Origin of the sequence: Rhizobium laguerreae (assembly GCF_002008165.1) — a bacterium.
Lineage (GTDB): Bacteria > Pseudomonadota > Alphaproteobacteria > Rhizobiales > Rhizobiaceae > Rhizobium > Rhizobium laguerreae.
This window is the reverse complement of record NZ_MRDM01000032.1, coordinates 276,857-302,807: the sequence shown is the minus strand read 5'-3', so window position 1 is coordinate 302,807 and position 25,951 is coordinate 276,857. Positions and strand designations below refer to the sequence as shown.

Genomic DNA, 25,951 nt, shown 5'->3' with positions numbered 1-25,951 from the left:
CGATGCGCATCCTGCTTACGAATGACGACGGCATTCACGCCGAAGGTCTTGCCGCGCTGGAGCGGATCGCGCGCACGCTATCCGACGATGTCTGGATCGTGGCACCCGAGACCGACCAGAGCGGCCTGGCCCATTCGCTGAGTCTTTCCGAACCTTTGCGGCTGCGCAAGATTTCCGACAAGCATTTCGCCCTGCGCGGCACGCCGACCGATTGCGTCATCATGGGCATCAGGCAGGTGATGGATATCAAGCCGGATCTCGTCCTGTCAGGCGTCAATTCAGGCTCGAACGTCGCCGACGACGTGACCTATTCCGGCACGATCGCCGGCGCCATCGAGGGCACGATGCAGGGCGTGCGCTCCTTCGCGCTGAGCCAGGCCTATCTCTATGAGGACGGTGCGCGCATCGTGCCCTGGGAGGTCTGCGAGATGCATGCGCCGGCTCTCCTGGAAAAGCTGATGGTCCTGGACCTGCCGGAGGGCACGTTCCTCAATCTCAACTTCCCGAACTGCCGTCCCGACGAGGTTGACGGCGCCGAGGTGACCATGCAGGGCAAGCTCGCCTTCAATCTGCACGTCGATGCCCGCTCCGACGGCCGGGGATTTCCTTACTACTGGCTGAAGTTTGGCGAACGCGCCGGCGCCTTCGTCGAAGGCACCGATATTCACGCCCTGAAGCATAATAAGATTTCGGTAACGCCTTTGAAACTGGATCTGACCGATTATTCCGTGACGGACCGCGTGGCGCGGGCCTTGGGATACGGAGCACAAGTTTGACGGCAAGACTGGCGGAGAAGGAGGGCTTTGCGGCGCTCGTCCTCAGATTGCGTGCCGAAGGCATCTCGGACCTTGATCTGCTGACGGCGGTCGAGCAGACGCAGCGTTCGTTGTTCGTGCCGCCGCAATTCGCCGACGACGCCTATTCGAGCCGGACGATCCCGATCGAATGCGGTTCGTTCCTCGAGGGCATCGATTTTGCCGTCCGCATCCTGCATCACCTGAAGCTCAAGCCCGGCCAGCGCGTCCTGGAGATCGGCACTGGAAGCGGCTTTACCGCCGCCGTGATGGGGCGCCTGGCAGAGCGTGTTCTGTCCATCGACCGCTACAAGACGCTGACTTCAGCCGCGCAGCGGCGCATGGAATCGCTTGGTTTGCGCAGCGTCGTCATCCGCCAGGCCGACGGCAGCGCCGGCATGCAGGGTGAGGGCACCTTCGACCGCATCCTGGTGACGGCCGCCTTCAACGCGATGCCGCGCTTTTATACCGACCAGCTCGTTTCCGGTGGCTCGATGATCGCGCCGCTGATGATTTCCGAGAACGAGTGTCGAATGGTGCGGCTGACGAAAACCGGCAGCCGCTTCGAACGCGAGGAGTTATTCGAGGCGCCTTATCTGCCGATCGTTCCGCGCCTTGCCTCGCTGCTTTAGGCACTGCGATTTTTCACCTGTAAGCTATGGTTATCAACTTCTCAAAAAAATCGCACTGATTCCAGCATCTTAACCGCGTGGTAATACTAACGCGTTTTAATAGACTCACAAATGGTTGCGTTCTCAGTGGGTCGAGTCATGCGTTTCAGTCTTTCGCCAAAGTTCGGGAAGTCGGCCGGTAATCTTCTGGTTGTTAGCCTGCTGGCAAGTGCCGCAACGGGCTGCAGCTCCGATGTGACACGGTTTGGCGGCTTGTTTTCCTCCTCCGGGCAGGACCAGATCACCACAAGTTCCATTCCGCGTAGGAATATGAACGGTTCTCAGGGCGATCCGGTGCCGCGCGCCGATCTTAGCAGTTCGGCCGTTGCCGGCCAGTCAGGCTATGGCGGCGGCAATGACGCACTGAACCAGCCTTATCCGGCAAGCCCGGGTTACGATCCCACCCGCACGTCGAGCTCGAGCGCACGTCTCGCTTCCGCGCCGGTCTCGGTGCAGCGTTCAGAGCTGGCCGCGCCGACGGCCGCGGCACCCTCCCGGCAGCGGGAAAAGGAAGTCGCGCTCGCGCAGCCTTTCCCGGCTGCGCCGCAGGCTGAGAAGCCTCGACTGGTAGCGCCGGCCGCGCCGAAGGTCACGCCCGATACGCTGACCACAGGCACGACGCCCAAGATTTCCGGCTGGTCCGCGACCAACGCTCCATCGGTGACGCTGCGTCCGGGTGAAAGCATTGCCACGCTCTCTAGGCGCTTTGGCGTACCCGAAAAAGAAATTCTGCGCGTCAACAACCTGAAGACGGCATCTGCCGCCCAGCCTGGCCAGGCGGTCCTCATCCCGACCCTCAACGGCGGCAATGCCGCCAAGGCGGCGTCGCAGGCGGCTGATCTTTCCAAGCCCGGCAAGATGCCGGCGCCGAAGGCACCTGAGCAGAACGTCGCCGTCGTTCCAAACGTCAATTCCGCCCGCGACAAGACGCTGGCGAGTGGCGATGTCACCGGCAAACTTCCCGCCGGCGCCGGCAAGGATCCGAAGGCGCCTGCCGGGACCTATGTCGTCAAGCAAGGCGATTCCCTGGCAAAGATTGCCAAGGCGACCGGTAGCAATGTCGACGACATCAAAGCCGCCAACAATCTTTCGGCCAGCTCGCTCCGCATCGGTCAGGCTCTGAAGATCCCGAACGGCACTGCCGACACTATCAAGACCGCCTCGATCCCGGCCGAGAAGGTCGATGCGAAGCCGACCCAGCCGGCGGCTGCCCAGCAGACGGCTTCCGTTCAGCCCGCGCCCTACAAGGCGCCGGCCGCCACTCAGACCGTCGACGATGTCGAGAAGAAGTCGGACGTCAGCTCCGTCGCGCCGGAATCGACCGGCATCGGCAAATATCGCTGGCCGGTGCGCGGCCAGGTCATTGCTTCATACGGCGCCAACGTCAACGGCAACCGCAATGACGGCATCGACATTTCGGTACCGCAGGGCACGCCGATCAAGGCTGCCGAAAACGGCGTCGTCATCTATGCCGGCAACGGCCTGAAGGAACTCGGCAACACGGTTCTCGTCCGTCACGACGACGGTACCGTCACCGTCTACGGCAACGCCGATACGCTGAGCGTCGCCCGCGGCCAGAAGATCCAGCGCGGTCAGACCGTCGCCGTCTCCGGCATGAGTGGCGACGTCAAGCAGCCACAGGTCCATTTCGAGGTGCGCAAGGATGCGTCCCCGGTCAACCCGATGACTTTCCTGGAATAGGTACAGCGTACCAGGAAACGCAAAAGCCCGGCCGCCAGCCGGGCTTTTGTCATTTGATGGATGCGGCCCAAAAGTGGGCAGCGGTTTTGGGAGAACGACGTGCATAAGCGCGTCGCATGAATTCCGATTGGCGCGACGCGCTTCAGCCCCGGTCGATGTGAACCCGCATGCGTCCGGCCAGGTCTTGAATATACTGCCACGCGACGCGGCCGGAGCGTGCGCCGCGCGTCGTTGCCCATTCCAGCGCTTCGGCATGCATCTTGTCGCGTTCGAGCCCGAGCTTGAAGTGATCGGCATAGCCGTCGATCATGCCGAGATAATCCTGCTGGCTGCATTTGTGGAAGCCGAGCCAGAGGCCGAAGCGGTCGGAAAGCGAAACCTTCTCCTCGACCGCCTCCGACGGATTGATCGCCGTCGACTGCTCGTTTTCCATCATGTGGCGCGGCAGGAGATGGCGCCGGTTGGAGGTGGCGTAGAAGAGCACATTGTCCGGCCGCCCTTCGACGCCGCCGTCGAGTGCCGCCTTCAGCGACTTGTAGGCTGTATCGTCGTGATCGAAGGAGAGATCGTCGCAGAAGACGATCACGCGGTACGGCGTGTCCTTCAGGAGGTCGAGCAGATTGGGAAGGCTGGCGATATCCTCACGATGGACTTCGACCAATTTCAGCGAGGCGCTGCTTTCGCGCCGGACATCCTCGTGCACGGCCTTGACCAGAGAGGATTTGCCCATACCGCGCGCGCCCCAGAGCAGCACATTATTGGCGGCATACCCCTCGGCGAAACGCACCGTATTCTCGTGCAGGATGTCACGCACGTGATCGACGCCGCGGATAAGCGTCAACGCCACCCGGTTCGGCCTTTTGACCGGCTGCAGATGCTGGCGCAGTGGCGCCCAGACGAAACAGTCGGCCGCATCCCAGTCGTTGAGGGCGGGTGCCGGTCCGGCAAGACGCTCGACGGCGTCTGCGAGCCGCTTCAGCTCGGCAAGCAGGGCTGTGTTGATTTCCTCGGTCATCGGTGGCCTCCTGATTTCTCACTGCGGCAATCCGCTTTGATCTTTCGATGACGCTAATGCATGTCGCCCGGAAGTGTGGGGCGGTTCCGAGATAACGACATGCTTGAAAATAAAGGAGCTAAAGCGCGTCGCATTGATCAAGTTCGATGCGACGCGCTTTAGCATGGCGTTTTGACGGCGGAAAGGTTATGAGGCAGCGGAATCGGTACTGTTTCCGGCTGTTTCTGTTGCATTCATCGAAGCCGTAACTATAGTCCGGCAACCTGAAAAGAGAGGCGGAGTTCCGCCGCCCAAGCCTGAGGAGTTTAGCATGTTCATCACCCCGGCATTCGCCCAGAGCGCGACCGATACCGCAACGGGATTCGGCGGCTCCGGTTTCGAAATGATCATCCTGTTCGTGCCGCTGATGGTCGTCTGGTACTTCCTGCTGATCCGTCCGCAGCGCGCGCAGGCAAAAAAGCGTGAGGAGACCCTGAAGGCGATCCGTCGCGGCGACCAGGTCGTCACCGGTGGCGGCCTCGTCGGCAAGGTCACCAAGGTGATCGACGAAAAGGAAGTCGAAGTCGAGATCGCTGACGGCGTGCGCGTGCGCATCGTCCGCAGCGGCATCTCCGAAATTCGCGTCAAGGGTGAACCGGTCAAGGCCGACGCGGCGTAACAAGCGATAACCGCAGGACCGCCGGATCGGAAGATCGTCGAGAGAATGTTGCATTTTTCCCGCTGGAAAACACTTCTGATTTGGCTGGTCGCGTTTGCGGCCATCGTCGCCGCTGCGCCCAATCTGATGACTGAGGCGCAGCGATCTTCCTTGCCGAACTGGTTGCGGCACGACCGCGTAGTGCTTGGTCTCGACCTGCAGGGCGGCTCGCATATCGTTCTGAAGGTCGAGCGTTCCGATATCGTCAGGGACCGCCTGGAAGAGGTGGTCGCCGATGTGCGCAACGCGCTACGCGGCGCCGGCATCCGCTATACCGGGCTGACCGGCAATGACCAGACCGTTACCGTGCGGATCACCGATGCGGCCCAGACACAGGCGGCGGTCGATCTCCTGAAGCCTTTGACGACGGCTAGTGGACATTCGGGACCTGAGGTCGCCCTGCAGCAGGGTGACCAGGGGCAGCTCTCGCTGCAGATTTCCGACGCCGGCATTACTGCTGACCTCGCTTCCGCCCGGACCCGCTCGCTCGATATCGTTGGCCGCCGCATCGCCGGATTGGGCAATGATAATTTCCTCGTTCGCCCCGATGGCGCCGACCGCATCGTCGTGCAGGTGTTGGGATCGATCGATGCGGAGCGGCTGAAGAACATCCTCAACCAGCCGGCCAAACTTTCCTTTCATCTGATCGACGAAAGCATGTCCGGGCAGGAGGCGCTGAACGGCCGCTGGCCGCCGACATCGCAGGTGCTCTATTCGCTTGACGATCCGCCGGTGCCGTACCTTGTCGACCGCACAGCTTTCATCACCGGCAGCAACATGGTCGATATAGAGCCTGTCGTCGATCCACAGACACAGGACACCTCGATCGCCTACCGTCTCGATGCCGAAGGCAAAGAGCGGCTGGCGCAGGCGACGGGGCAGAATATCGGCAAGCACCTTGCCATCGTCTTTGACGACCAGGTGATGTCGTCACCGGTCATCGATGCGGCGATCACCGGCGGCGAGGGCCGGATTTCGGCAAACTTCTCCGAGGGTGGCGTCCGCGACCTTGCGATCATGCTGCGCGCCGGCGCCTTGCCGGCGACGCTGACCAGCGTCGAGGAACGCAGCGTCAGTCAGAGATTCGGCGCCGATTCCATCTTCAACGGTCTCGTTGCTGGCCTCGTCGCCGTCGTATTGGTCGCGGCATTGATGATCGCGCTCTATCGCATCCTCGGCCTCATCGCCGTCGCCTCGCTCTTCCTCAACCTGATCCTCATCGTCACAGTGCTCAGCCTTGCCGGCGCGACGCTCACCTTGCCGGGGATTGCCGGAATCGTGCTGATCGTCGGCATGGCGGTCGACTCGAATGTTCTGATCTATGAGCGAATCCGCGAAGAGGAAAAAACCACCCATTCCTTTGCGGAGGCCGTCGGACGCGGTTTCTCGCGCGCATTCGCAACCATCGTCGACGCGAACGTCACGATCTTCATTGCCGCCATCATCCTCTTCTTCCTCGGCAGCGAATCCATCCGCGGTTTCGCCGTGACGCTCGCGATCGGCATCCTGACGACCGTTTTCACGGCTTTCACGCTGACACGCTCGATCGTTGCCGTCTGGTTGAGAAGGCGCCATCCCCGGCATCTGCCGAAGAGCGTTCTGACGCACCTTTTCGAACACGCCAATATCCGCTTCATGGGGATCCGCCGTTATGTCTTTACGGCGTCGGCGGTCATCTCGCTGATCGCCATGGCCGCCTTTGCCACCGTCGGCCTGCATCTCGGCATTGATTTCACCGGCGGTTCGCTCATCGAGGTGACGGCGAAGCAAGGCAATGCCGACATCGCCGATCTCAACGCGCGCCTTAATGATCTCAATCTCGGTGAGATCAATGTCGAGCCCACGGGCGGGCCGGCGAATGCGCGGATCCGCATCGCTTCCCAGGGCGGCGGCGAAAATGCCGAGCAGTCGGCGGCGACGCTGGTGCGCGGCGAGCTCCAGGAAGATTATGACTTTCGCCGCGTCGAGGTCGTCGGCCCTGCCATCTCGGGCGAATTGACGATGATGGCGACGCTCGGCGTGCTTGCAGCACTTGCGGCGATCCTGATCTACATCTGGATCCGCTTCGAATGGCAGTTCGCGGTCGGCGCCATCGTCGCAACGCTGCACGATGTCATCATCATGCTCGGCCTCTTCGTCCTCACCGGCATCGAGTTCAACCTGACGAGCGTCGCCGCCGTGCTGACCATCGTCGGTTACTCCCTGAACGATACGGTCGTGGTCTACGACCGAATGCGCGAGAATCTGAAGCGATACAAGAAGATGCCGCTGTCGATCCTGATCGATGCTTCGATCAATCAGACGCTGTCGCGCACCGTTCTGACCGCGGCGACGACGCTGATCGCCTTGCTGGCGCTCCTTCTCTTCGGCGGTGAAGTCATCCGTTCCTTCACCTTTGCGATGCTCTTCGGCGTTGCTCTCGGCACCTTCTCTTCGATCTATATCGCCGCTCCTGTCTTGATCGTCTTCCGGCTGCGGCCAGAGGCTCCCGACGGGGAAGAGAGCAACAAGACGGATGCTGGTGTAAAATCCGGCACGGTGGTTTGAAAACATGGCAAAAGGCATAGAAATCCGCGCCGCGCATTTCCCCGGGCGCGCTCCGATCGATGCTTACGGCAATGGCGGCTTTCGTTTTGCCGACATGTCGCATCGCGGCTCGATCCTTTGCCTGCCCTCCGGCATTCATGGCTGGGATATGGACATGTCGAAACCGCTGTCGCCTGAAAATTTTCGTCGGGTGCTGGATGAGGCCGCCGATATCGAGGTTCTGCTCGTCGGTACTGGAACCGAGCTTCGCCGTCTGCCCGAAGAATTGAGGCTGGCGCTGAAGTCGCGCGGCATCTCCTCCGATCCGATGAGCACCGGGGCTGCAGTGCGCACCTTCAACATCATGCTCGCAGAGCAGCGTGCCGTCGCCGCGGCGTTGATTGCGGTCTGACGATGACTGATGCGCATATTGCGACCAACCAGGAGATCTGCCTGGCGATGCTGCGTGACAGCGATCGCGACCGCTATCTCGCCTGTCTGCTGTCGCCGGAGGAAAAGCGCGGCGCGCTCGCAGCTCTTTACGCCTTCAACGCCGAGCTTGCCCGCATCCGCGATCTCGTCCACGAGCCCTTGCCCGGTCAGGTGCGGCTGCAATATTGGCACGATCTTCTGGAAGGCAGCGCGCACGGCTCGACGGCGGCCAATCCCGTCGCCGCAGCACTTCTCACCGCAATCGAAACGCATCGCCTGCCGCGCACGACGCTGATCGACATGATCGAGGCCCGGACCTTCGATCTCTATGACGATCCGATGGAGACACGTCTTTCGCTTGAAGGCTATGCCGGCGAAACGGCATCGGCGCTGATTCAGCTCGCAAGCCTGGTGCTTTCGCCGGAGGAGGCCGCACGCTCGGCCGACGCCGCCGGCCATGCCGGCGTCGCCCAGGCGGTCGCCGGGCTGTTGCTGCTGATGCCGCTGCATCGCCGCCGCGGCCAGATCTATATTCCGCTGCAGATCCTTTCCGCCACCGGTCTCGACCGCGATGCCTTCCTCGCCGGCGAAGACAGGCCGCGCATCTCTGCCGCCATCGAGGCCTTCGCCGGCCTCGGTCGCGAACATCTGGCAAAGGCGAGGGCGGCGGGGCCGATTGCGCCGGCCGTCTTTCCAGCCTTCCTGCCGGCGACGCTTGCCGAACCGGTGCTCGTCATGGCGCAGAAACGCGGGGCCTTGGTGTTCGACCGGTCGCTGCAGCCGCCGCAATGGCGCCGCCAGCTGCGGATGGGGCTGGCTGCCGCACGCCGAAAAATCTGATATCGGTCAAATTCGCGCAAGTCTCGCGCGTTACAAGGCTTCCACCGCTACCCTTTGAACGGAGACTCGGCGTGGGCATTATCGTCTGGTGCGTCCTTTTCGTCATCGTCATTTTCTTTGCTTTCGTGGCAACGCGCATGGCCGCGCAGAACAAGGAAGATGGCCTGCATGACACGGGCCTCGCCATCATCGAGTTCGGCCGTGCCTTTCCGAACGAGGCGATCCGTCAGCTGCAGGCGACGGAAAACGGCCAGGCCGTCTTTGTGCGCCTGCACGACAACAAGGCCGGCTTCATGCGCAATATGTCGCGCCATTTCTCCTGCCACGTGATCGAGCCGGGCCGGGTGCGCGTCATCGGCTCGGAAACGGGCAGGGGACTGGTGATCGACTTTCTCGATGCACCCCATCACAACGGCAATTTCGAATTCGCTACCGCCAAGGAAGCCTCGGAGGTTTCGCTCTGGCTGCTCGGCAATTATATCGCCGAGCCCGATAAGGACCTGCCGCCCGGCAATATTTCGGCGGCGAACCAGCAGTAGAAGTGGCTGCTCACGCGCTTTCGGCAAACGTCGAATTTTGGCCGAGCCAGGCGGCGCAGTCCGCGAGCGCGCGGCGTGCGATCAGCTGCCGCTTCATGATCGTCTTGTCCTTGCCGCGGAAGCGCTTGACGCCTTCGGGTTTGACGATCGAACCCGGCTGAAGCTCCGGAAACAGCCCGAAATTGATGTTCATCGGCTGGAACGATCGTTTGCCCGGCTCCTCGTCGGTGACGAGATGCCCGCCGGTGATATGACCGAGCAGCGAGCCGAGCGCCGTCGTCGCGGGCGGTAGCGAGATCGCCTCGCCCTTGCGTTCCGCGGCAGCGAAACGCCCGGCCATCAGCCCGACGCTGGCGCTTTCCACATAACCCTCACAGCCGGTGATCTGGCCGGCAAAGCGCAGGCCGGGCCGCGATTTCAGCGTCAGCGACGGATCGAGCAGGGTGGGGGAGTTGATATAGGTGTTGCGGTGCAGACCGCCGAGACGGGCAAATTCCGCATTTTCCAGACCCGGGATCATCCGGAAGATATCCGCCTGCGCGCCATATTTCAGCTTCGTCTGGAAGCCGACCATATTGTAGAGCGTACCGAGCGCATTGTCCTGACGCAGCTGCACGACGGCATAGGCCTTGACCGTCGGATTATGCGCGCTCGTCAGCCCCATCGGCTTCATCGGTCCGTGGCGCAGCGTCTCGCGGCCACGTTCGGCCATCACCTCGATCGGCAGGCAACCGTCGAAATAAGGCGTGCCCTCCCATTCCTTGAAACCGACCGTATCGCCGGATATCAGCGCATCGACGAAGGCATTGTACTGCGCTTCGTCCATCGGGCAGTTGATGTAATCCTTGCCTGTGCCGCCGGGGCCGACCTTGTCGTAGCGCGACTGATACCAGCAGATATCCATATCGATGCTCTCGCGGTAGACGATCGGCGCGATGGCGTCGAAGAAGGCAAGCGAATCCTCGCCGGTTTCCGTCTGGATGGCGCTCGCGAGCGACGGCGCCGTCAGCGGTCCGGTGGCGACGATGGCTAGATCCCAATCCTTCGGCGGCAGGCCGGTGATCTCCTCACGCACGACGGTGATGAGCGGGTGGTCATGGACCGCTTTGGTCACCGCCTCGGAGAAGCCATCGCGATCGACGGCGAGCGCACCGCCGGCCGGTACCTGGCACCGATCGGCAGCGGCCATGATCAGCGAGCCCGCCATGCGCATCTCGGCATGGATGACGCCGACGGCATTGCTGGTCGCATCGTCGGAACGGAAGGAATTGGAGCAGACGAGTTCGGCAAGGCCGTCGGTCTTGTGCGCATCCGTGCCGCGCACCCCGCGCATTTCATGCAGGATGACCGGAACGCCGGAACCGGCGATCTGCCAGGCGGCTTCCGAACCGGCAAGCCCGCCGCCGACGACGTGGATGGGGGAATAGGAAGAGATCGTGTTCATTCCGGGCTGATATCATGTCGGCAGGTGCGATCCAACACCCTGGAATCAAAAACGGCGCCCTGGGGCGCCGTCTTGGAAGCATCGTACTCGCTATTAGCGGAACGAGCGGGATGCGATATTCCGGATGTCGTAGCGGCTAACGCCGATATCGGACAGGGTCTGGTTCGAAAGGCCGCCGAGTTCATTGAGCGTACGACGGTAGCTGAGCCAGCTTCTTGCAATGCGGATCGGGTTCATTGTCTTCTTCCTATGTCCGCGGGACGGCGGGATCGCCTGTCTCTCTGCGGTTGACGTTTATATAGGCGAGAACCGTCCGATTGTGCAGTGCAAATAAAAGGCGTCTGCCATGCAATTGTGCACTATGATGCTCTTCAATTAAGCAGAGGATATTTTTTGAGCAGGCTAACGAGCGGAAAAAACCTGCAACCGCCGCGGCAGCCGCATGCAGACAAAAGAAAACGCCCGCTGTGGGGACAGCGGGCGTTTCAATCGAGAACAATCCTGCTTGGGAGGAGCAGCGGATCGCCTGGAATTAGCGGTGAGAAGCCTCACGGGCAACGCGATGGATGTCCGAACGATCGATGCCGAGATCGTGCAATTCGCGGTTGGTCATGCGGCCGAGTTCCGTGACGGTCTGACGATACTTGCGCCAGTTATTGAAAGAGCGAGAGAAGTTCATGTTAAGCCCCTTTCCGAGGGTTTCATCCGCCAGCAGCCACCGATCGGCGCTGACCTCTATTTGATGACTGGAATATATGTTGCGACGCGAAAGACCAAAACAGACAAGTTTTCAGATCACCTATGCGACCCATGCAATGCTCAAAGGATATTTGACGCAGACTTACCATTTTTTGGTCAACGAATAGGCAGAATGACTTTTGAGAAAGCAGTTCGACTGAGAGGGCGAATGGGGTGCCATAACAGAAAACGCTGCTTCCTCCGGTGATTCCGCCCGTGCTTCCGCTGCAAAGAGGCGTTCCGTTTCGCATTGGAAGTCGCCCACCCCTTCGCGGGGTTGGTGGGGCGGCGTGACGACAATGTGGCATGACGGCGCCATGCGACGAAAATCCTCTCGCCGCCAAGGTTTTAATGAAGCTCTGACTAAACAAAAACGCCCGCCGGGGGAGGATCCGGCGGGCGCGTTATGGTGACTGACAACTGGGAGGAGGAGTGTTGCCAGTCTATCGCAGCGCGCTGGGAGGAGGAGTGCGCGGCTACGAATCTCGTCACGGACAAAGCATCCGCGGGCGTCCGGCTAATGCCGGGCCGGGGCGCCATCCCCGTGCTTCGATGTGTCGATCAATAGTATGACTAATGAGTATTGTGCAGTGCAATAATTTCATGGGGGATATGCAGAGATCGCATACCTCTCCGTCCATAGGCTTATACTAGTGCTTCTGACGTTAGCGGCCGGTTAACACTCGATACTATTTAGACCAATGAGGAACTTGTATATTGTCGCAAGAGCGTTTGCGAACACACGTGCTGCATCTATAACGGCGTGAGCTGCAGCGCCGCAGTCGACGTTGCGGAAATCGAGGGGTTGAGCATGTATCGCGGCAGATTGGAGCGGGATCTTTCGCTCTGGGTAGGCAAGGGCCTGCTCAGGCAGGAAACGGCAGGTGCGCTTCTCGCCGAATATGACAGCCGCCCGGCAAGCTTCAGCCTCGGCCGGGTGCTGATGGCGCTGGCAGCGGTGCTGCTTGCAGCTGCCATCCTGCTGGTCGTCGCCTCCAACTGGGAGGCCATCCCGCGCCTGGTACGCGTCGGGGGCATCCTTGCCCTGATCTGGGTGGTGCATATCGCCGCCGCCCGGATGCTTGCCCGCGGTGCGACAGCCGCCGCAGGCGGCTTGCTGGTCATCGGCGCGATGAGTTTCGGCGGCGCCATCTCGCTGGTCGGGCAGATGTATCACGTCTCCGGCGACCAGCAGACGGTGATGTATCTCTGGTTCGCGATTGCGACGGTCTCGGCGATCCTGTTCCGTTCAGCCGCCGTGACCGTCGTCGCCGGCTTCCTCTCCTGGGCGTCCTTCGCCGTCTATCTTCAGAATAACGACACGCATTGGATAGGTTTCAACCCCTGGATGGCGCCCGTCATGGCGGTGATCGTCATCGGGCTGGTGCGGTATACCGGCGCTGAGAGAGCCCGCCACCTGGCCTATCTGCTGCTCATCGGCTGGCTTGCCTGGCTCTATACTCTTTATGAGGAGATCGCCGTGGCGCTTGCTTTTGCAATCGGCGGCATGGCGGCCTTCGTCCTGACGGCGCTGCCCCCCCGGCCTATTGCCTCCTTGGTCAGAACCGCCGGTGCGGCTCCCGCCTTCTACAGCTTCCTCGTCGCCGTAATCGGCTTCCTGCTGCTGCATATCGAGATCGAGGACGGCTGGGGGCTGGTGGTGCTCGGAGTGGTGACGCTTGCCGCTTCCGTGCTGGCGATCGTCCTGCGTGGCAGGGATAATGGCGCGGTGCGATATCTCGCCTACGCGACCTTTGCCGCGGAGATGCTCTATCTCGCCTCCGTCACCGTCGGCTCGATCCTCGGCACGTCGAGCCTCTTCCTCTTCTCCGGTCTCGTGGTCGCGCTAGTTGCCTGGATGGTCATCCGTCTCGAACGGCGTTTTTCGGCGAGTGCACAGGGGGAGCGGGCATGAATTCGTTCATGGCAAAGCTGCAATCCGGCAAGGGCTATTTGCTTTCGGCCATCATCGTCGCGGGTCTGCAGACCCTAATCCTCGGCACGATCATCCAGAGCCGGGCGTCGATCCTCAGCGATGGCGCCGAAGTGCTGCTGAAGACGGCGCCCGTCGATCCGCGCGATTTCCTGCGCGGCGACTATGTCGTCTTGAACTACGACATTTCCTCGGTGCCGGTGCAGACGGTTTCCGGCGGCATTCCGGCTGAGGCCGGCGAGCGGGTGTTATGGGTCCGGTTGAAGAAGCAGGAGGACGGTTTCTGGACGGTGACCGAATCGTCCTTTCACGAACTGCCTCCGCAGCCGGAGACCGTGATCCTGCGCAGCCAGCCATTTTATAGCGGCGGACTTGCCGTCGGCGACAGCATGCGTGTCGAATACGGCATCGAGCGCTACTACGTTCCTGAAGGCGAGGGCAAGCCGATCGAGGAGGCCCGCAATGACGGCAACGTCGCCATTGCAGTGCGTGTCTCGCCTGATGGAAGCGCACAGATCCGCAGCCTTCTCGTTGACGGCAAGCCGGTTTACGACGAGCCGCTTTACTGATCCGGCGGCACTTCGGGGCAGGGCTGCTCCAGGGCTGCAAATCCCCTGTCATTTGCCGTTCATTTTTCCTTTGCCTCGACCAAATCGGGTGATATAGAGACGCCGCGCTCCGGAAGGCCTCATGCGCAGGCATAGGCATGCGGTTTTGTGAACGCGGGTATGGTGAAATTGGTAGACACGCCAGATTTAGGTTCTGGTGCCGCAAGGCGTGGGAGTTCAAGTCTCTCTACCCGCACCAAGCTGTTTGCAGGCGGGAGACTAAGAATCGGTTGTTCCAGAACAATTGAGAGTTGTCCCGAATAGCCCGCGAGTGCCATTCCGCTTTGGGCGGAATGATATGGAATTGGGAAAAGCCACGCGCGGCAGGATCGCCGGCGTCGTGCTCATCGAAACGAACGGCGTCTGGGCACGGCCGCCACGAAATGAAGGTAGGAAGACATGCAGGTTATCGAAACGCTCGCTGAAGGGCTGAAGCGCGAAATCAAGGTCGTTATCCCGGCCAAGGACATGCAAGACAAGATGAATGAGCGTCTTGCCGATGTGAAGGACAAGGTTCGCATCAACGGCTTCCGTCCGGGCAAGGTGCCTGCCGCTCACCTGAAGAAGGTCTACGGCAAGTCGATCATGGCCGACCTCGTCAACGAGATCGTCCGCGAGCAGCCGGCCGCCATCCTGTCCAGCCGCGGCGAGAAGTCGGCCACGCAGCCGGAAATCGCCATGACGGAAGACAAGGACGAAGCCGACAAGATCCTCGCCGCCGAGCAGGATTTCGAATTCACGCTCTCCTATGAAGTTCTGCCGCCGATCGAACTGAAGTCGGTCAAGGGCATCAAGGTCACGCGCGAAGTCATCGACATCTCGGACGACGAAGTCAACGAGCAGGTCCTGAAGGTTGCCGAAAGCGCCCGCGCCTACGAGACCAAGACCGGCAAGGCCGCGAACGGCGACCGCATCACCATGGATTACGTCGGCAAGGTCGACGGTGAAGCCTTCGAAGGCGGCACTGACCAGGGCGCCGAACTGGTGCTCGGCTCCGGCCGCTTCATTCCGGGCTTCGAAGACCAGCTCGTCGGCGTCAAGGCCGGCGCCGAGAAGACCATCACCGTGACCTTCCCGGCCGACTATCCGGCCAAGAACCTCGCCGGCAAGGAAGCGACCTTCGACGTCACTGTCAAGGATGTCGCAGCACCCGCCGCTGTCGAGATCAACGATGAACTCGCTTCCAAGCTCGGCATCGAGTCCGCCGATCGCCTGAAGGAGATCGTCCGTGGCCAGATCGAATCGCAGTACGGCTCGCTGACCCGCCAGAAGCTGAAGCGTCAGATCCTCGACCAGCTCGACGAGATGTACAAGTTCGAGACCCCGAACTCGCTCGTCGATGCCGAATATAACGGCATCTGGAGCCAGGTGAACAACGACCTCGCCCAGTCCGGCAAGACCTTCGAGGATGAAGACACGACCGAGGAGAAGGCTCGCGAGGAATACAAGACGCTCGCCGAGCGCCGCGTCCGCCTCGGCCTCGTTCTCTCCGAAATCGGCGAAAAGGCCGGCGTCGAAGTCAGCGAAGACGAGATGCAGCGCGCCATCTACGATCAGCTGCGTCAGTATCCGGGCCAGGAAAAGCAGATCCTCGAATTCTTCCGCAGCCAGCCGGGTGCCGCCGCTTCGATCCGCGCACCGATCTTCGAAGAGAAGGTCATCGATCACCTGCTGACCGAAATCGACGTCACCGACAAGAAGGTGACGAAGGAAGAGCTGCTCGCCGAGGAAGAAGGCGAAGCGAAGGCCGAAACCAAGAAGGCCGCACCGAAGAAGAAGGCTGCCGCCAAGGCCGAAGCAGCTGACGCCGGTGAAGGCGAAGAAGCCGCACCGAAGAAGAAGGCTGCTCCGAAGAAGAAGGCGGCTGACGAAAGCGCCGAATAATCGCTTTTCAGTTCAGAAGTTTGGAAGGCCTCGCCATGGTGCGGGGCCTTTTCTATTGTTCAGGTCAGTTCATTCTCGAACGCCTACTCCATTGTGTTTATTCATCCGGAACAACAAAAAGTTGCATTAGCGTACAATTCGATGCAGATTTCGCTGATGGTGGAGGGACCTGAAAATGACCGCAAAGCACGACATGAAGAAGCTCGTGGAGGAAATCTATGCTGTGCGTGACCGTGGCGATATCGAAGCTACGCTGGCGCTGATCGGCGAGAATTGCACCTTTCGCATGGTTGGCAATACACGGCTGGCGCCTTTTTCGACTGAATCAAGCGGGCATGCTTTTCGCCAGGGGATAACGCAGCTTATCACTGTATGGGATCTATCGAATATCAGGACAGCCGGCATCTATGTGGACGAGGATGAGCATATGGTCTTTGCCCACCGCGAAGGCGTGGTCAGGCACATCCCATCGGGCGTGAGCTTCCATACGGAATTCGTCGACAAGATCCATTTCCGAGATGGGAAACCGGTCAAGATCGTCGAATTCGTCGACACGCTGCAAGTGGCCGAGACCACCAAGATGATCCAAGTCGCTTAAACGGCAAGTCGGAGCTTTCAAAGCGCGTTGTCAAACTTGATTGATGCGACGCGCTTTAGCGACATGTATCGGCTTGCCGCCCATGTGTTCGGGCGTCAGCCGCCGTTCAAGAATTGCCACTCAATGCGCGGTCAGTTGCGCGACCTTCCTGACGTGGTTGACGGCTGCGGCGCCGCCGGCGGTCTGTGTGAAGAGGTGGAGCGTTTCCTCTTCGTCGTCGGCGACCGGCGTCAGGGCCTGATCCATGTAGGTCTTCGACTTCGCGTCCCTTGAAATCAAGAACGCCGAAATCGTCAGGCCAATGATCGTGCCGGCGAGCGAAGCATGTTTGCGGAAGGTTTCCCAGGCAAAGCGCGGCCAGAAGACGAGCGGATTCTCGCGCGGCAGGTCCGGGCGCCGCTCCGACGGCGTCTTCAGGCGCAGCAGGCCGCTTTGCAGCGGGTGCACATTTTCCAGCGGCACGGTGGTCGCGAAGGAGACCAGAACCTTGACGAGCCTTGCGAGCGGTACGCCGGTCGCCACGGCGCGGCGCAGCAGCGTCTTCATATGTTCAGGCGAATAGTAGAGCGCCCAGGCCTCGTGGTAGATGTCCTCCCATTCCTGCTTGCTCATCTTCGGATGGGCGGTGCAGACGTGCTCGACATCGTAGATGTTGAGATCGGCATCCATCTCGACGCCCTTCTTCCACAGGACCTGATGGTCCTCGGAGCCGGGCAGCGGCGTCAGGATGAAGAATTCGATGACGTCGAGCGGCAACTCTTCCTGGATGATCGTGATGTCGCGGCGGATCGATTCCGGCGTGTCGGCGGGGAAGCCCAGGATATAACCGGCGAGCGTCATGATGCCCTGCGCCTTCCAGGCGAGCAGCATTTTGCGGTATTCGGTGATCTTGTTCTGGTTCTTCTTGGCGGCGGTCAGATTGTCCGGATTGACGTTTTCGAGGCCGATGAAGACGCGGGTGACACCGGCGCGCCTGGATTTCTCGATGAAATTGGGGATCTTGTGGCAGAGCGTGTCGACCTGGATCATCAGGCCGAGCGGAATGCCGTCCCGTTCCTTAAGTTCGATCAACCGGTCGAAGATCGCTTCCCAATCCTTGTTGCGGGCGAAATTGTCGTCGGTGATGAAGAATTTGTGGATGCCCTGCGCCCAGTTCATCCGCACCAGCTTTTCGACGTCGTCGGCCGAGCGGAAGCGCGACTTGCGTCCCTGTACGTTGATGATGGTGCAGAACGAGCACTGATAGGGACAGCCGCGTCCGGCATCAAAGCTGGTGCTGAGCCCGAGCGTGCGCTGGATATTGTCCTTCGGCAGGAAGGGAACCGGCGTGCCGCCGATGCCGGGAAGGTCGTTCATGAAATTATAGAGCGGCTTCAGCTCACCGGCGGCGGCATCGCGCAGCACCATGTCGAGCCGGCCCTCGGCTTCGCCGGCAAACATCGAGATGCCCATGTCGCGGCAGGCGTCGAGCCCGACCGCCTTGCCATCCAGCATCGACAGGCAGCCGGAAACATGGAAGCCGCCGATCGAAACCGGCAGGCCGGCATCGCGGAAGGGACGGGCGATATCGAGGGCGCGCGGATATTGGTTGGTCTGGACGCCGACGAGCGCTATCATGCCGAAATTGTCGTGACGCTTGAACTGCGCCAGCAGTCCGGCGATATCGATCCGCGTATTGGTCTCGTCGATCACGGTGATATCGATCGCCGTATCGTCTCCGAGCACCTTGCGTTCGGCGCATTCGGCGGCAATGCCGTAGAGCGCCGCCAGCGAATTGGAAGGGATCATCGCCCGCCACCAGCGGATGACGTAGCCGTCGTCGTCATAATGCGACGGCTTGATCAGGATCAGCTGAAAACGTCTGCGCGCAGCTTCCAAGACATGGGACAAGAGTATCTATCTTTCTTTAGAAGCTTTTGCCCGAAGGCAAAAAATGGCGTTGAAGGCATAGACAGGCACGACATACCAATGCGACTTAGGAGGTCAAACTAAGGCGTAAAAAAACGGCACGGCGCGCAAACGTTTCGCAAAGTGTATCATTCCTCAATATACTACCCGATATCGAGCAGCAATGCGCGATGGTCGGAGACTTCGGGCGCCTCGACCACCTCGAATTTGGCAACCTTCATCCCCGGCGTCACCAGCATGTAGTCGGCAAAACGGCCCTGCTTCAGATAGTAGGAGGTTCGCGTGTCTACAAGGCCGCTTCCGGTGACGAGGTCGGAAAGCCCGAGTCTAGCGAGAATCGCAAAGGTCGCGCTATCGGGCAGCACGTTGAAATCACCGCAGACGACGAGCCCTTCGTCGCCGGGCCAGACGCCCTCGATGAGCCTGACCAGCGCTGCAGCCTGTTCGTCGCGCGCCGCCGTGTCGCGCTTGCCTGCGGGATCGCGCAGGCCATGCATGTGGGCGATGGTCACGGTAGAAGCGTGCTCATGGCCGAAGAGACGGACGCAATGGGCGTTTCGCGGCCGAGGATGTTCGCCCCAGCCATCAGCGGAAAAACGGCCATGCACGAAGCCCAGCCCTTGGGCGATGACGGAATGCGTTTTGCGCACGAAGGTCGCCAGCCCGAATTCGGCGACAATGGCGGTATCGCCGTCGAAGAGTTCGCCTCTCGATGTCGGGCAGAAGAAGCCGTCGTGGCCGGGCAGGGCGGTGCTGATCTCGGTAAAGAGATTGAAGCGCTGCGGCAGCTCGACATCGCCGTCCCGATAGACCGACCAGCCCGAGCGGGTGCCGGGTGCGCGCAAAACCTCCTGCAGGCATAGCACGTCGGGATCGACCGCCGTCATATATTCAATCAGCGCCTCATGAAGCCTGCCGCCCCATGCGTTCAGCGAGATGATGCGCAATGTCATTCGCCTCCGTTTTGGCGGCCGGACTGAGACGGCAGTTCCCTTGACGACGCGACGGACTTTAGAGCTCCGACTTGATGTCGCCCATCCTGTTCCAGGCATCGAGGCCGGCGATCTTGTAGGCTTCGGCGAGCGTTGGATAGTTGAAGGTGTTCTCGACGAAATATTCGACGGTCCCTTTGAGATTGAGCACCGCCTGGCCGATATGCACCAGCTCGGTGGCGCCTTCGCCGACGATATGCACGCCGAGCAGGCGGCGGGTCTTCAGCGAGAAGATCAGCTTCAAAAGCCCCGTGTCGAGGCCCATGATATGACCGCGCGACGTCTCACGGAAGCGGGCGATGCCGCATTCATAGGGAATGCCGCGCTCCTTCATCTCTTCTTCGGTCAGGCCGCAGGTCGAGATCTCCGGCACGGCATAGATGCCGTAGGGGAAATATTTCGGCGGCTCCTTGGCGACTGCGCCGACCGCGACGCGGGCGGCGATGCGGCCCTGTTCCATCGAGGTCGAGGCAAGGCTCGGAAAGCCGACGACGTCGCCGGCGGCGTAGACGTTGGCAACCGATGTCTGAAACGTTTCCGGATTGACCTTGAGACGGCCGCGTCTGTCGGCTTCGAGGCCGATGGCCTGAAGATTCAGCGCATCAGTCGCCCCCATGCGCCCGGCGGCGAAAAGCACCATGTCGGTCGTCAGGCGTCGGCCGCTGTCGAGCGTCAGTCCGACCTTGCCGTTTTCGAGCCTCTCCACCTTGTCGGCCTTCTGGCCGAGCAGCAGCTTCATGTTGCGGTCGCGCAGCTGGTAGGTGAAATCCTCGATGATTTCCTTGTCGATGAAGTCGAGCATTGTCGCCTTCGGGTCGATGACGGTGACGGCGGTGTCGAGCGCGCTGAAGATTGTCGCATATTCGATGCCGATGACGCCGGCGCCGATAACCACCATCGATCGCGGCAGGTCCTGGATGTCGAGCAGTTCGTCGCTGTCGAGAACGGTCTTGCCGTCGAAGGGCATGTAATCGGGGCGGAACGGCTTTGTGCCGACGGCGAGCAGCACGCTGGCGGCGGTGACCTGCGTGGTCTCGCCGTCATCCTTGATTACCTGCAGCGTCGACGCATCGATGAAGCTCGCCTTGCCGCGAATATGCTGCACGCGGTTGCGGGCGAACTGGTGTTCCAGCACCTCGACCTCGTGATTGAGCGTAATCAGCAGGCGGCGGCGCAGGTCATCTGCACTGATCTCTTCCTTGACGCGGTATGACCGGCCGTAGAAGCCGCGTTCGCGCCAGCCGGAAAGATTAAGCGCAGTCTCGCGCAGCGTTTTGGAAGGGATGGTGCCGGTATGCACGGACACGCCGCCGACGCGTTTGCCCTGCTCGATGACAAGCACTTTCTTGCCGAGTTTTGCCGCCTGGATCGCGCCGCGGCGCCCTGCGGGACCGCTGCCCACCACAACGAGATCGTACTGAAGCATCATCAAGCCCCGGATTGGAAAGGAATCATATTGCGACGCAAAATGTCGCCCGTCCATCGTTAGCCGGTCAACGTTACAGATTGTTTTACGGCCACCTGATTGGTCCTGACGGGTACTTTTTCGGGCAAGTGGGCCCTGCGAGAAACAGCTTTACGTCTTGGGCCGTAGCCGACGAATACCGGCAGGGTCGCTTGCCATGCTCGGTGGCTCGACGGCTTTTCATGCACGGGTGATGTAGTCCGCGGAAATATCGCCCACCTTGGTGACGCCGAGCAACGCCATATTGCTATGCAATTCCGTCTTCAGGATATCGGCCGCCTTGAGCACGCCTGGTAGGCCCGCGACGGCTGCGGCATAAAGGAACGGCCTGCCCACGAACACGAAACAGGCCCCGAGCGCGAGGGCCTTCATGATGTCCGTTCCACGCCTGAAACCGCCATCGACCATGACGGCAACGCGGTCGCCAACACGGGACGCAATCTCCGGAAGGGCCTGAAGGGGAGACGCGGTGCCGTCGAGCTGGCGGCCGCCATGGTTGGAGACGATCACGCCATCAGCCCCGGTGTCGACAGCCCGGGCCGCGTCGTCAGGATGCATGATCCCCTTGACCACAAGTTTGCCGGACCACCTGTTGCGTATCCGCTCCAGATGGTTCCAGTTGAGATGGTCGCGCCTCCCAAAATCGCGCGCGACATTCGAGGAGATGATCGGCGCGCCTCTTGTGGCATAGGAATTTTCAAAATGCGGAATGCCGTGCCGGACGATCGTGCGCAGGAATGTGCCGGTGGTCCAGCGCGGGTGCGAGATGCCCTGCCATGCCAGGCGGAGACCGGGACGCAGAGGCGTCGAGAATCCTGCCCTTACATTGTTTTCTCGGTTTGGCAGCGTGGCTGTATCCACGGTCAGCAGAAGCGTGCGCAAGCCGGCCGCGCCGACGCGATCGATGAGAGCGTCGATACGGTCGGGCTCGCCGGGGAGATAGGCCTGAAACCATGCTTGCGGCGAAACCGCAGCGATCTCTTCCAAAGGGATAAGCGATGAACCGCTTATGATCATCGGGATTCCCGATTGATCCGCTCCTTGCGCAAGCACGATGTCACCTCGATAGGCCATCAAAGCGCTGATACCCATCGGTGCGATGCCGAATGGTGCGGCATGGGTCTTGCCGAAGAGGCTCGTCTCGGTGCTGCGTTTCGAGACGTCCCGAAGGACACGAGGCCGGAAGGCATAGGCCTGGAAAGCTTCTGCATTATGCCGCAGCGACGCATTGGTCTCGGTCGCGCCGGCGATATAACCGAACAACGGCTTTGGCAGATGTCGCCGCGCCTTTATTTCAAAATCGTCGAGGCAGAGCACGTCGCGGCAGAGCCGGGTCGATCGATCGGTGTTGCCGCTGCGGATCGTCATGGAGCTTCATCTTCTCGGTATTTCGGGCGGGCTTGTCTAGGCTGTGGTGGTGCAGGACTGCATACAATCGCGCACCACCGATTGCTGTCAACTCCAGCATTCCGCAGTCTTCTCTGCATCTCGTCGGCGATCAGCCGCAGTGTTTGTTCAGATCAGCTTCAGCCCCTTCAGGCTGACATGCCCATCCTTGCCGATGATGACGTGGTCGTGGACGGTGATATCGAGCGCTTTGGCCGCATCAATGATCACCTTCGTCATGTCGATGTCGGCACGCGATGGCGTCGGATCGCCGGAGGGGTGGTTGTGGACGAGGATCATCGCCGTTGCCGAAAGCTCGAGCGCGCGTTTGACCACCTCGCGCGGATAGACCGGCGTATGGTCGACCGTACCGCGGCCCTGCACCTCGTCGGCGATCAGCACATTGCGCTTGTCGAGGAAGAGGATGCGGAACTGTTCGCGGGTCTCGTGCGCCATGGCGGCATGGCAATACTGGATGACAGAAGACCACGAGGACAGGACCTGTTTGCTCCTGAGCTCGCTCTTCAGCGTCCGGTGAGCGATAGTCGAGATCAGCTTCAGGTCGAGCGCCACGGCCTCGCCGACACCCTTTACTTCGGTCAGCAGCGCCTGAGGCGCGCCGAAGACACCCGAAAGTGAGCCGAACCGTTCGATCAGCGCCTTGGCGATCGGCTTGGTGTCACGCCGGGGGATCAGGCGGAAAAGCAAGAGCTCGAGGATTTCGTAGTCGGCAAGCGCGGTGTCGCCGAGCTCCCGGAAGCGGTCACGCAATCGCTCGCGATGGCCGTGATAATGCTCTTGGCCGGCGAGCGAGGCGGGCAGGGCGGTCCTGGCATTCGGCGCGGACGGCTTTTGCGGCCGTCCGCCAAAGAACGAGCGTTCGTCGGCGGCAAGGGACTCTTGCGTTAGGAAAGGCAGCTCGTCGTCGGAAGATGTCGAAACGGGGCCTTTCGCCATCGGACCGTCACCCGTTGTGCGACGGCAGGCCGGGGCGGTCGAGCCCACCCGGCGACAACGTGAAGATCTCGCAGCCATCGGAGGTGACGCCGACGGTATGTTCGTACTGCGCCGACAGTGAGCGGTCGCGGGTGACTGCCGTCCAGCCGTCGGCCAGCACCTTCACATGCGGGCGGCCGAGGTTGATCATCGGCTCGATGGTGAAGATCATGCCTTCGCGCAGCTCCGGCCCCTCGTTGGCGCGGCCGTAATGCAGGATATTCGGCGAATCGTGGAACAGCCGGCCGACACCGTGGCCGCAGAAATCGCGCACCACCGAACAGCGCTCGGCCTCTGCATAGGTCTGGATCGCCTCGCCGATCGCGCCGGTGCGGGCGCCGGGCCTGACGGCGGCAATGCCGCGCATCAGCGATTCATAAGTGACCTCGAGCAGCCGCTCGGCGGCACGCTTGACGACGCCGACCGGATACATCCGGCTGGAATCGCCATGCCAGCCGTCGACCACGAAGGTAACGTCGATATTGACGATATCGCCGTCACGCAGCGGCTTGTCGTTCGGAATGCCATGGCAGACGACGTGGTTGATCGAAGTGCAGGTCGATTTGGTGTAGCCGCGATAGTTCAGCGTCGCCGGATAGGCGCCGTGATCCATGCCGAAATCGAAGACGAACCTGTCGATCTCATCGGTCAGCAGGCCGGGCTTGACGATATCGGCAAGCGCATCGAGGCAGCGCGCGGTCAGCTGGCATGCCTTGCGCATGCCCTCGAATGCTTCAGCGTCATAAAGCCGGATGGCGCCCGTATTCTTCGGGGGCGCGGTAGAGGCTTCGATATAGTTCACCATTGCTTGGCCTTAGCGGAGATTGTTAGATTTGTTCATAATGCAGCTATGCCGGGTTCGTCCATCACGATCAACCGCCAGGACGAGATTTCTGAGCGGATCCGATCCGCCCAACGTGCAGCCCTCCACATCCGTTCGACGGACAATCAACGGTCCGGATCGAATATCCACAATCTTCCCAAAGGGATAGGATTGATTGCATGCAGCCTCCCCGTTACTCACCGATTGGTGACAGCGGGGAAGGGTCAATCATGCTGAATGAAGCCGTAAATCTTGAAAATTCACCCGGGACCGGCGAGGGGCCGGAACGGCGCGCGCGTGATCGCGGCGCCACCGAGCGCGCCATCCTTGCCGCCGCCAAGGGGCTGCTCGCCGAGGAAGGCTTCCAGAATTTCGGCATCAATGCGGTCGCCCGCCGCGCCGGTTGCGACAAGCAGCTGATCTATCGTTACTATGGCGGCCTCGACGGCTTGGTCGAGGCGATCGGTGCCGATCTCGGCACATGGGTCAAGGATCGCATTCCGGAAGACGCCGGCGGCATGTTCCTGCTCACCTATGGTGACCTGATGGAGCGGCTGTCGCTTCTCCTGCTCGACGCCTTGAGAAACGATCCGCTGATGCGCCGCATCCTCGCCTGGGAGATATCGGAAAACACCGAACAGGTGAGGCGGTTGTCCGAGGCGCGTTCGAAGGCGCTGGCTCTTTGGCTGGAGCGCATGCGCGGCTCGCTGGCGCCGCCGAAGGGGGTGGATGCGGCAGCCGTCAACGCCGTCGTCATCGCCGCGATCCAGCACCTCGTGCTCGCCGCCGCAGCCGGCGGGCAGTGCGCCGGCCTGTCGCTGAAAACGCCCAAGGACTGGGAGAAGGCAGCGACGGCGCTGAAGCGCATCGTGCGCGGCGTCTACGGCTGATATCTACTCATCCACAGGGGGCGGGCGTAGCATTAACCTTAACAAATGGTTTACGTTGCGTGGGGCTGGTTAACCCGACAGTGTGGTCTCAGCAGAGATTGTATGAGTAGAAGACCCGAGTTGACGACCATGGGAACCAAGATCGCCAAGGCAGTGTTTTTGGTGGCGGCGATGATGTTTTTCGCAGTCCTGGCGCTGGATATCGCAATTCCGACGCTGGTGCTTTGCATCATGGCATTGTCGACCTGGTTGGTCTCCCTCGATCTGCCCGTGGCGCGCAAGCATGGAGGAGAGGCCGCATGAAGTGGTTTCTGATCTTCTGGGCCGGCCCCATCGTCTTTCTGGGCGGATGGTACTGGCTCTCCTATTACGACATGAGTTTCGGCATCTTCATGCTGAGCCGGCAGGTCCATGACCTGACCTTCGAGCTTTACGGCAAGGCGCTCGGCATTCCGCCGGAGACCATCCCGCCGCTGGTTGCCCGCGCGATTGCGGTGGACAGCCTCGTCGTCTTCGCCATCCTGGCCTTCCGGAAGCGCAAATCGATCATCGCCTGGTGGAAGACGCGTCAGGCGCTGAATTCATCTCCATCAGACCTTGCCAGCAAGGATAGCCTGTCAAGCGCGCCCTGAAGGATGAAGCTTGCCGCGGCCGAATCGATCCGTTCGGCCCGCTTGGCGCGCGAAACGTCCATTTCGAGCAGCGTCCGTTCGGCGGCAACCGTCGAAAGCCGCTCGTCCCAATAGACGAAGGGCAACGCCGTCTTCTGCTCCATATTGCGCACGAAGGCGCGCGTCGCCTGCACGCGCGGACCCGCCGATCCATCCATGTTCATCGGCAGGCCGATGATGAAGCCTGCGACCTTTTCCGATTGTGCGAAGTCCAAGAGCGCCTGGGCATCGATGGTGAACTTGACGCGGCGGATCACTGTGCGCGGCGTGGCGAAACGCCGCCCGAGATCGGACATCGAAAGCCCGATTGTCTTGGTGCCGAGATCGAGGCCGGCAATCGCCTGTCGCGGGACAAGCGTCTCGGCCATTTCCTCGATCGTCAGCACCGTCATCGCCGTTT

The 25,951-nt window shown here is 61.1% G+C and carries 26 protein-coding genes and 1 tRNA gene; 16 read left to right on the top strand and 11 right to left on the bottom strand.

The features are described from left to right. Positions 1 to 2: 2 nt before the first annotated feature. The 3 genes from surE (at position 3) to BS630_RS35370 (ending at position 3,166) form a co-directional block, all read left to right on the top strand. Complete coding sequence (surE, locus tag BS630_RS35380; protein ID WP_077981167.1) at positions 3 to 776, top strand: 5'/3'-nucleotidase SurE; 774 nt, start codon at positions 3 to 5, stop codon at positions 774 to 776. Continuing rightward, entirely contained in the window at positions 773 to 1,426 is a 654-nt protein-coding gene (locus BS630_RS35375; RefSeq protein WP_011651660.1) for a protein-L-isoaspartate(D-aspartate) O-methyltransferase, read from the top strand. Before surE ends, BS630_RS35375 begins: the two co-directional genes overlap by 4 nt. Positions 1,427 to 1,564: 138 nt before the next feature. Then, positions 1,565 to 3,166, top strand: coding sequence for a peptidoglycan DD-metalloendopeptidase family protein (locus BS630_RS35370; RefSeq protein ID WP_077981166.1), 1,602 nt, complete (start codon positions 1,565 to 1,567; stop codon positions 3,164 to 3,166). Positions 3,167 to 3,308: 142 nt separating this feature from the next. Here BS630_RS35370 and BS630_RS35365 read toward each other — a convergent pair whose 3' ends face one another. Further along, positions 3,309 to 4,181 (bottom strand): ATP-binding protein, encoded by an 873-nt coding sequence (locus tag BS630_RS35365; RefSeq protein ID WP_077981165.1) that lies wholly within the window; start codon positions 4,179 to 4,181, stop codon positions 3,309 to 3,311. 310 nt (positions 4,182 to 4,491) lie between these two features. On the opposite strand from BS630_RS35365, the gene yajC reads away from it, so the two are divergent. The 5 genes from yajC to BS630_RS35340 all read left to right on the top strand — a co-directional run bounded on the left by yajC (position 4,492) and on the right by BS630_RS35340 (position 9,215). Further along, the gene (gene yajC / locus BS630_RS35360) at positions 4,492 to 4,839 is read left to right on the top strand and encodes a preprotein translocase subunit YajC (RefSeq protein ID WP_003539006.1); all 348 of its coding nucleotides are present in this window, start codon (positions 4,492 to 4,494) and stop codon (positions 4,837 to 4,839) included. A 45-nt stretch (positions 4,840 to 4,884) separates the two neighbouring features. After that, positions 4,885 to 7,425, top strand: a complete 2,541-nt coding sequence (gene secDF / locus BS630_RS35355; protein ID WP_077981164.1) for a protein translocase subunit SecDF — start codon at positions 4,885 to 4,887, stop codon at positions 7,423 to 7,425. Between the two features lie 4 nt (positions 7,426 to 7,429). After that, positions 7,430 to 7,816, top strand: a complete 387-nt coding sequence (locus BS630_RS35350; protein ID WP_003539009.1) for an Mth938-like domain-containing protein — start codon at positions 7,430 to 7,432, stop codon at positions 7,814 to 7,816. Between the two features lie 2 nt (positions 7,817 to 7,818). Continuing rightward, positions 7,819 to 8,676, top strand: coding sequence for a phytoene/squalene synthase family protein (locus tag BS630_RS35345; protein ID WP_077981163.1), 858 nt, complete (start codon positions 7,819 to 7,821; stop codon positions 8,674 to 8,676). A 71-nt stretch (positions 8,677 to 8,747) separates the two neighbouring features. Next, positions 8,748 to 9,215: a hypothetical protein gene (locus tag BS630_RS35340; protein WP_077981162.1), complete on the top strand. Its 468-nt coding sequence runs from the start codon at positions 8,748 to 8,750 to the stop codon at positions 9,213 to 9,215. A 10-nt stretch (positions 9,216 to 9,225) separates the two neighbouring features. On the opposite strand, the gene trmFO is transcribed toward BS630_RS35340, so the two are convergent. The 3 genes from trmFO to BS630_RS35325 form a co-directional block, all read right to left on the bottom strand. After that, the gene (gene trmFO, locus BS630_RS35335; protein WP_077981161.1) at positions 9,226 to 10,659 is read right to left on the bottom strand and encodes a methylenetetrahydrofolate--tRNA-(uracil(54)-C(5))-methyltransferase (FADH(2)-oxidizing) TrmFO; all 1,434 of its coding nucleotides are present in this window, start codon (positions 10,657 to 10,659) and stop codon (positions 9,226 to 9,228) included. A 93-nt stretch (positions 10,660 to 10,752) separates the two neighbouring features. Continuing rightward, a complete protein-coding gene (locus BS630_RS35330; protein ID WP_003539017.1) occupies positions 10,753 to 10,896 on the bottom strand; it encodes a DUF1127 domain-containing protein in 144 nt (47 codons plus the stop codon). Between the two features lie 295 nt (positions 10,897 to 11,191). Beyond that, positions 11,192 to 11,338: a DUF1127 domain-containing protein gene (locus tag BS630_RS35325; RefSeq protein WP_003539019.1), complete on the bottom strand. Its 147-nt coding sequence runs from the start codon at positions 11,336 to 11,338 to the stop codon at positions 11,192 to 11,194. Positions 11,339 to 12,208: 870 nt separating this feature from the next. Between BS630_RS35325 and BS630_RS35320 the strand changes: the two genes are divergently transcribed. The 5 genes from BS630_RS35320 to BS630_RS35300 all read left to right on the top strand — a co-directional run bounded on the left by BS630_RS35320 (position 12,209) and on the right by BS630_RS35300 (position 16,420). Further along, positions 12,209 to 13,312, top strand: a complete 1,104-nt coding sequence (locus BS630_RS35320) for a DUF2157 domain-containing protein (protein WP_077981160.1) — start codon at positions 12,209 to 12,211, stop codon at positions 13,310 to 13,312. Continuing rightward, entirely contained in the window at positions 13,309 to 13,899 is a 591-nt protein-coding gene (locus tag BS630_RS35315; RefSeq protein WP_077981159.1) for a GDYXXLXY domain-containing protein, read from the top strand. Before BS630_RS35320 ends, BS630_RS35315 begins: the two co-directional genes overlap by 4 nt. A gap of 153 nt (positions 13,900 to 14,052) precedes the next feature. Then, a tRNA-Leu gene (locus BS630_RS35310) sits at positions 14,053 to 14,137 on the top strand. Between the two features lie 200 nt (positions 14,138 to 14,337). Next, a complete protein-coding gene (gene tig, locus BS630_RS35305; protein ID WP_017960213.1) occupies positions 14,338 to 15,822 on the top strand; it encodes a trigger factor in 1,485 nt (494 codons plus the stop codon). A gap of 175 nt (positions 15,823 to 15,997) precedes the next feature. After that, the gene (locus tag BS630_RS35300; RefSeq protein ID WP_077981158.1) at positions 15,998 to 16,420 is read left to right on the top strand and encodes a nuclear transport factor 2 family protein; all 423 of its coding nucleotides are present in this window, start codon (positions 15,998 to 16,000) and stop codon (positions 16,418 to 16,420) included. Between the two features lie 120 nt (positions 16,421 to 16,540). Here BS630_RS35300 and BS630_RS35295 read toward each other — a convergent pair whose 3' ends face one another. The 6 genes from BS630_RS35295 to map form a co-directional block, all read right to left on the bottom strand. Beyond that, entirely contained in the window at positions 16,541 to 18,310 is a 1,770-nt protein-coding gene (locus tag BS630_RS35295) for a B12-binding domain-containing radical SAM protein (RefSeq protein WP_077981157.1), read from the bottom strand. Positions 18,311 to 18,471: 161 nt separating this feature from the next. Beyond that, positions 18,472 to 19,281, bottom strand: a complete 810-nt coding sequence (locus BS630_RS35290) for an endonuclease/exonuclease/phosphatase family protein (protein ID WP_183594525.1) — start codon at positions 19,279 to 19,281, stop codon at positions 18,472 to 18,474. Between the two features lie 58 nt (positions 19,282 to 19,339). Next, on the bottom strand, positions 19,340 to 20,746 hold the full coding sequence (sthA, locus tag BS630_RS35285) for a Si-specific NAD(P)(+) transhydrogenase (protein WP_077981281.1): 1,407 nt from the start codon (positions 20,744 to 20,746) through the stop codon (positions 19,340 to 19,342). A gap of 219 nt (positions 20,747 to 20,965) precedes the next feature. Continuing rightward, positions 20,966 to 22,153, bottom strand: a complete 1,188-nt coding sequence (locus BS630_RS35280) for an alpha-hydroxy acid oxidase (RefSeq protein WP_077981156.1) — start codon at positions 22,151 to 22,153, stop codon at positions 20,966 to 20,968. 147 nt (positions 22,154 to 22,300) lie between these two features. Further along, positions 22,301 to 23,128 (bottom strand): RadC family protein, encoded by an 828-nt coding sequence (radC, locus tag BS630_RS35275; RefSeq protein WP_077981280.1) that lies wholly within the window; start codon positions 23,126 to 23,128, stop codon positions 22,301 to 22,303. A gap of 7 nt (positions 23,129 to 23,135) precedes the next feature. Beyond that, positions 23,136 to 23,972, bottom strand: a complete 837-nt coding sequence (gene map, locus BS630_RS35270; RefSeq protein ID WP_077981155.1) for a type I methionyl aminopeptidase — start codon at positions 23,970 to 23,972, stop codon at positions 23,136 to 23,138. A gap of 248 nt (positions 23,973 to 24,220) precedes the next feature. Here map and BS630_RS35265 point away from each other — a divergent pair, with 248 nt between their 5' ends. From BS630_RS35265 to BS630_RS35260, 3 genes are all read left to right on the top strand, one after another. Next, complete coding sequence (locus tag BS630_RS35265) at positions 24,221 to 24,880, top strand: TetR/AcrR family transcriptional regulator (protein WP_077981154.1); 660 nt, start codon at positions 24,221 to 24,223, stop codon at positions 24,878 to 24,880. A gap of 102 nt (positions 24,881 to 24,982) precedes the next feature. After that, complete coding sequence (locus tag BS630_RS36945; protein ID WP_131663897.1) at positions 24,983 to 25,183, top strand: hypothetical protein; 201 nt, start codon at positions 24,983 to 24,985, stop codon at positions 25,181 to 25,183. Then, positions 25,180 to 25,512: a DUF6105 family protein gene (locus BS630_RS35260; RefSeq protein ID WP_077981153.1), complete on the top strand. Its 333-nt coding sequence runs from the start codon at positions 25,180 to 25,182 to the stop codon at positions 25,510 to 25,512. Before BS630_RS36945 ends, BS630_RS35260 begins: the two co-directional genes overlap by 4 nt. Here BS630_RS35260 and ruvX read toward each other — a convergent pair. Continuing rightward, complete coding sequence (gene ruvX / locus BS630_RS35255; protein WP_017960224.1) at positions 25,449 to 25,943, bottom strand: Holliday junction resolvase RuvX; 495 nt, start codon at positions 25,941 to 25,943, stop codon at positions 25,449 to 25,451. The genes BS630_RS35260 and ruvX overlap by 64 nt on opposite strands. Between the last annotated feature and the right edge of the window lie 8 nt (positions 25,944 to 25,951).

Bases quoted from the DNA above. Each gene is read 5' to 3' on its own strand.
- surE (WP_077981167.1), top strand. From the start codon at position 3: ATGCGCATCCTGCTTACGAATGACGACGGCATTCACGCCGAAGGTCTT.
- BS630_RS35370 (WP_077981166.1), top strand. From the start codon at position 1,565: ATGCGTTTCAGTCTTTCGCCAAAGTTCGGGAAGTCGGCCGGTAATCTT.
- BS630_RS35365 (WP_077981165.1), bottom strand. From the start codon at position 4,181: ATGACCGAGGAAATCAACACAGCCCTGCTTGCCGAGCTGAAGCGGCTC.
- yajC (WP_003539006.1), top strand. From the start codon at position 4,492: ATGTTCATCACCCCGGCATTCGCCCAGAGCGCGACCGATACCGCAACG.
- secDF (WP_077981164.1), top strand. From the start codon at position 4,885: ATGTTGCATTTTTCCCGCTGGAAAACACTTCTGATTTGGCTGGTCGCG.
- BS630_RS35350 (WP_003539009.1), top strand. From the start codon at position 7,430: ATGGCAAAAGGCATAGAAATCCGCGCCGCGCATTTCCCCGGGCGCGCT.
- BS630_RS35345 (WP_077981163.1), top strand. From the start codon at position 7,819: ATGACTGATGCGCATATTGCGACCAACCAGGAGATCTGCCTGGCGATG.
- trmFO (WP_077981161.1), bottom strand. From the start codon at position 10,659: ATGAACACGATCTCTTCCTATTCCCCCATCCACGTCGTCGGCGGCGGG.
- BS630_RS35330 (WP_003539017.1), bottom strand. From the start codon at position 10,896: ATGAACCCGATCCGCATTGCAAGAAGCTGGCTCAGCTACCGTCGTACG.
- BS630_RS35325 (WP_003539019.1), bottom strand. From the start codon at position 11,338: ATGAACTTCTCTCGCTCTTTCAATAACTGGCGCAAGTATCGTCAGACC.
- BS630_RS35320 (WP_077981160.1), top strand. From the start codon at position 12,209: ATGTATCGCGGCAGATTGGAGCGGGATCTTTCGCTCTGGGTAGGCAAG.
- BS630_RS35315 (WP_077981159.1), top strand. From the start codon at position 13,309: ATGAATTCGTTCATGGCAAAGCTGCAATCCGGCAAGGGCTATTTGCTT.
- tig (WP_017960213.1), top strand. From the start codon at position 14,338: ATGCAGGTTATCGAAACGCTCGCTGAAGGGCTGAAGCGCGAAATCAAG.
- BS630_RS35300 (WP_077981158.1), top strand. From the start codon at position 15,998: ATGACCGCAAAGCACGACATGAAGAAGCTCGTGGAGGAAATCTATGCT.
- BS630_RS35290 (WP_183594525.1), bottom strand. From the start codon at position 19,281: ATGACATTGCGCATCATCTCGCTGAACGCATGGGGCGGCAGGCTTCAT.
- sthA (WP_077981281.1), bottom strand. From the start codon at position 20,746: ATGCTTCAGTACGATCTCGTTGTGGTGGGCAGCGGTCCCGCAGGGCGC.
- BS630_RS35280 (WP_077981156.1), bottom strand. From the start codon at position 22,153: ATGACGATCCGCAGCGGCAACACCGATCGATCGACCCGGCTCTGCCGC.
- radC (WP_077981280.1), bottom strand. From the start codon at position 23,128: ATGGCGAAAGGCCCCGTTTCGACATCTTCCGACGACGAGCTGCCTTTC.
- map (WP_077981155.1), bottom strand. From the start codon at position 23,972: ATGGTGAACTATATCGAAGCCTCTACCGCGCCCCCGAAGAATACGGGC.
- BS630_RS35265 (WP_077981154.1), top strand. From the start codon at position 24,221: ATGCTGAATGAAGCCGTAAATCTTGAAAATTCACCCGGGACCGGCGAG.
- BS630_RS36945 (WP_131663897.1), top strand. From the start codon at position 24,983: ATGAGTAGAAGACCCGAGTTGACGACCATGGGAACCAAGATCGCCAAG.
- BS630_RS35260 (WP_077981153.1), top strand. From the start codon at position 25,180: ATGAAGTGGTTTCTGATCTTCTGGGCCGGCCCCATCGTCTTTCTGGGC.
- ruvX (WP_017960224.1), bottom strand. From the start codon at position 25,943: ATGACGGTGCTGACGATCGAGGAAATGGCCGAGACGCTTGTCCCGCGA.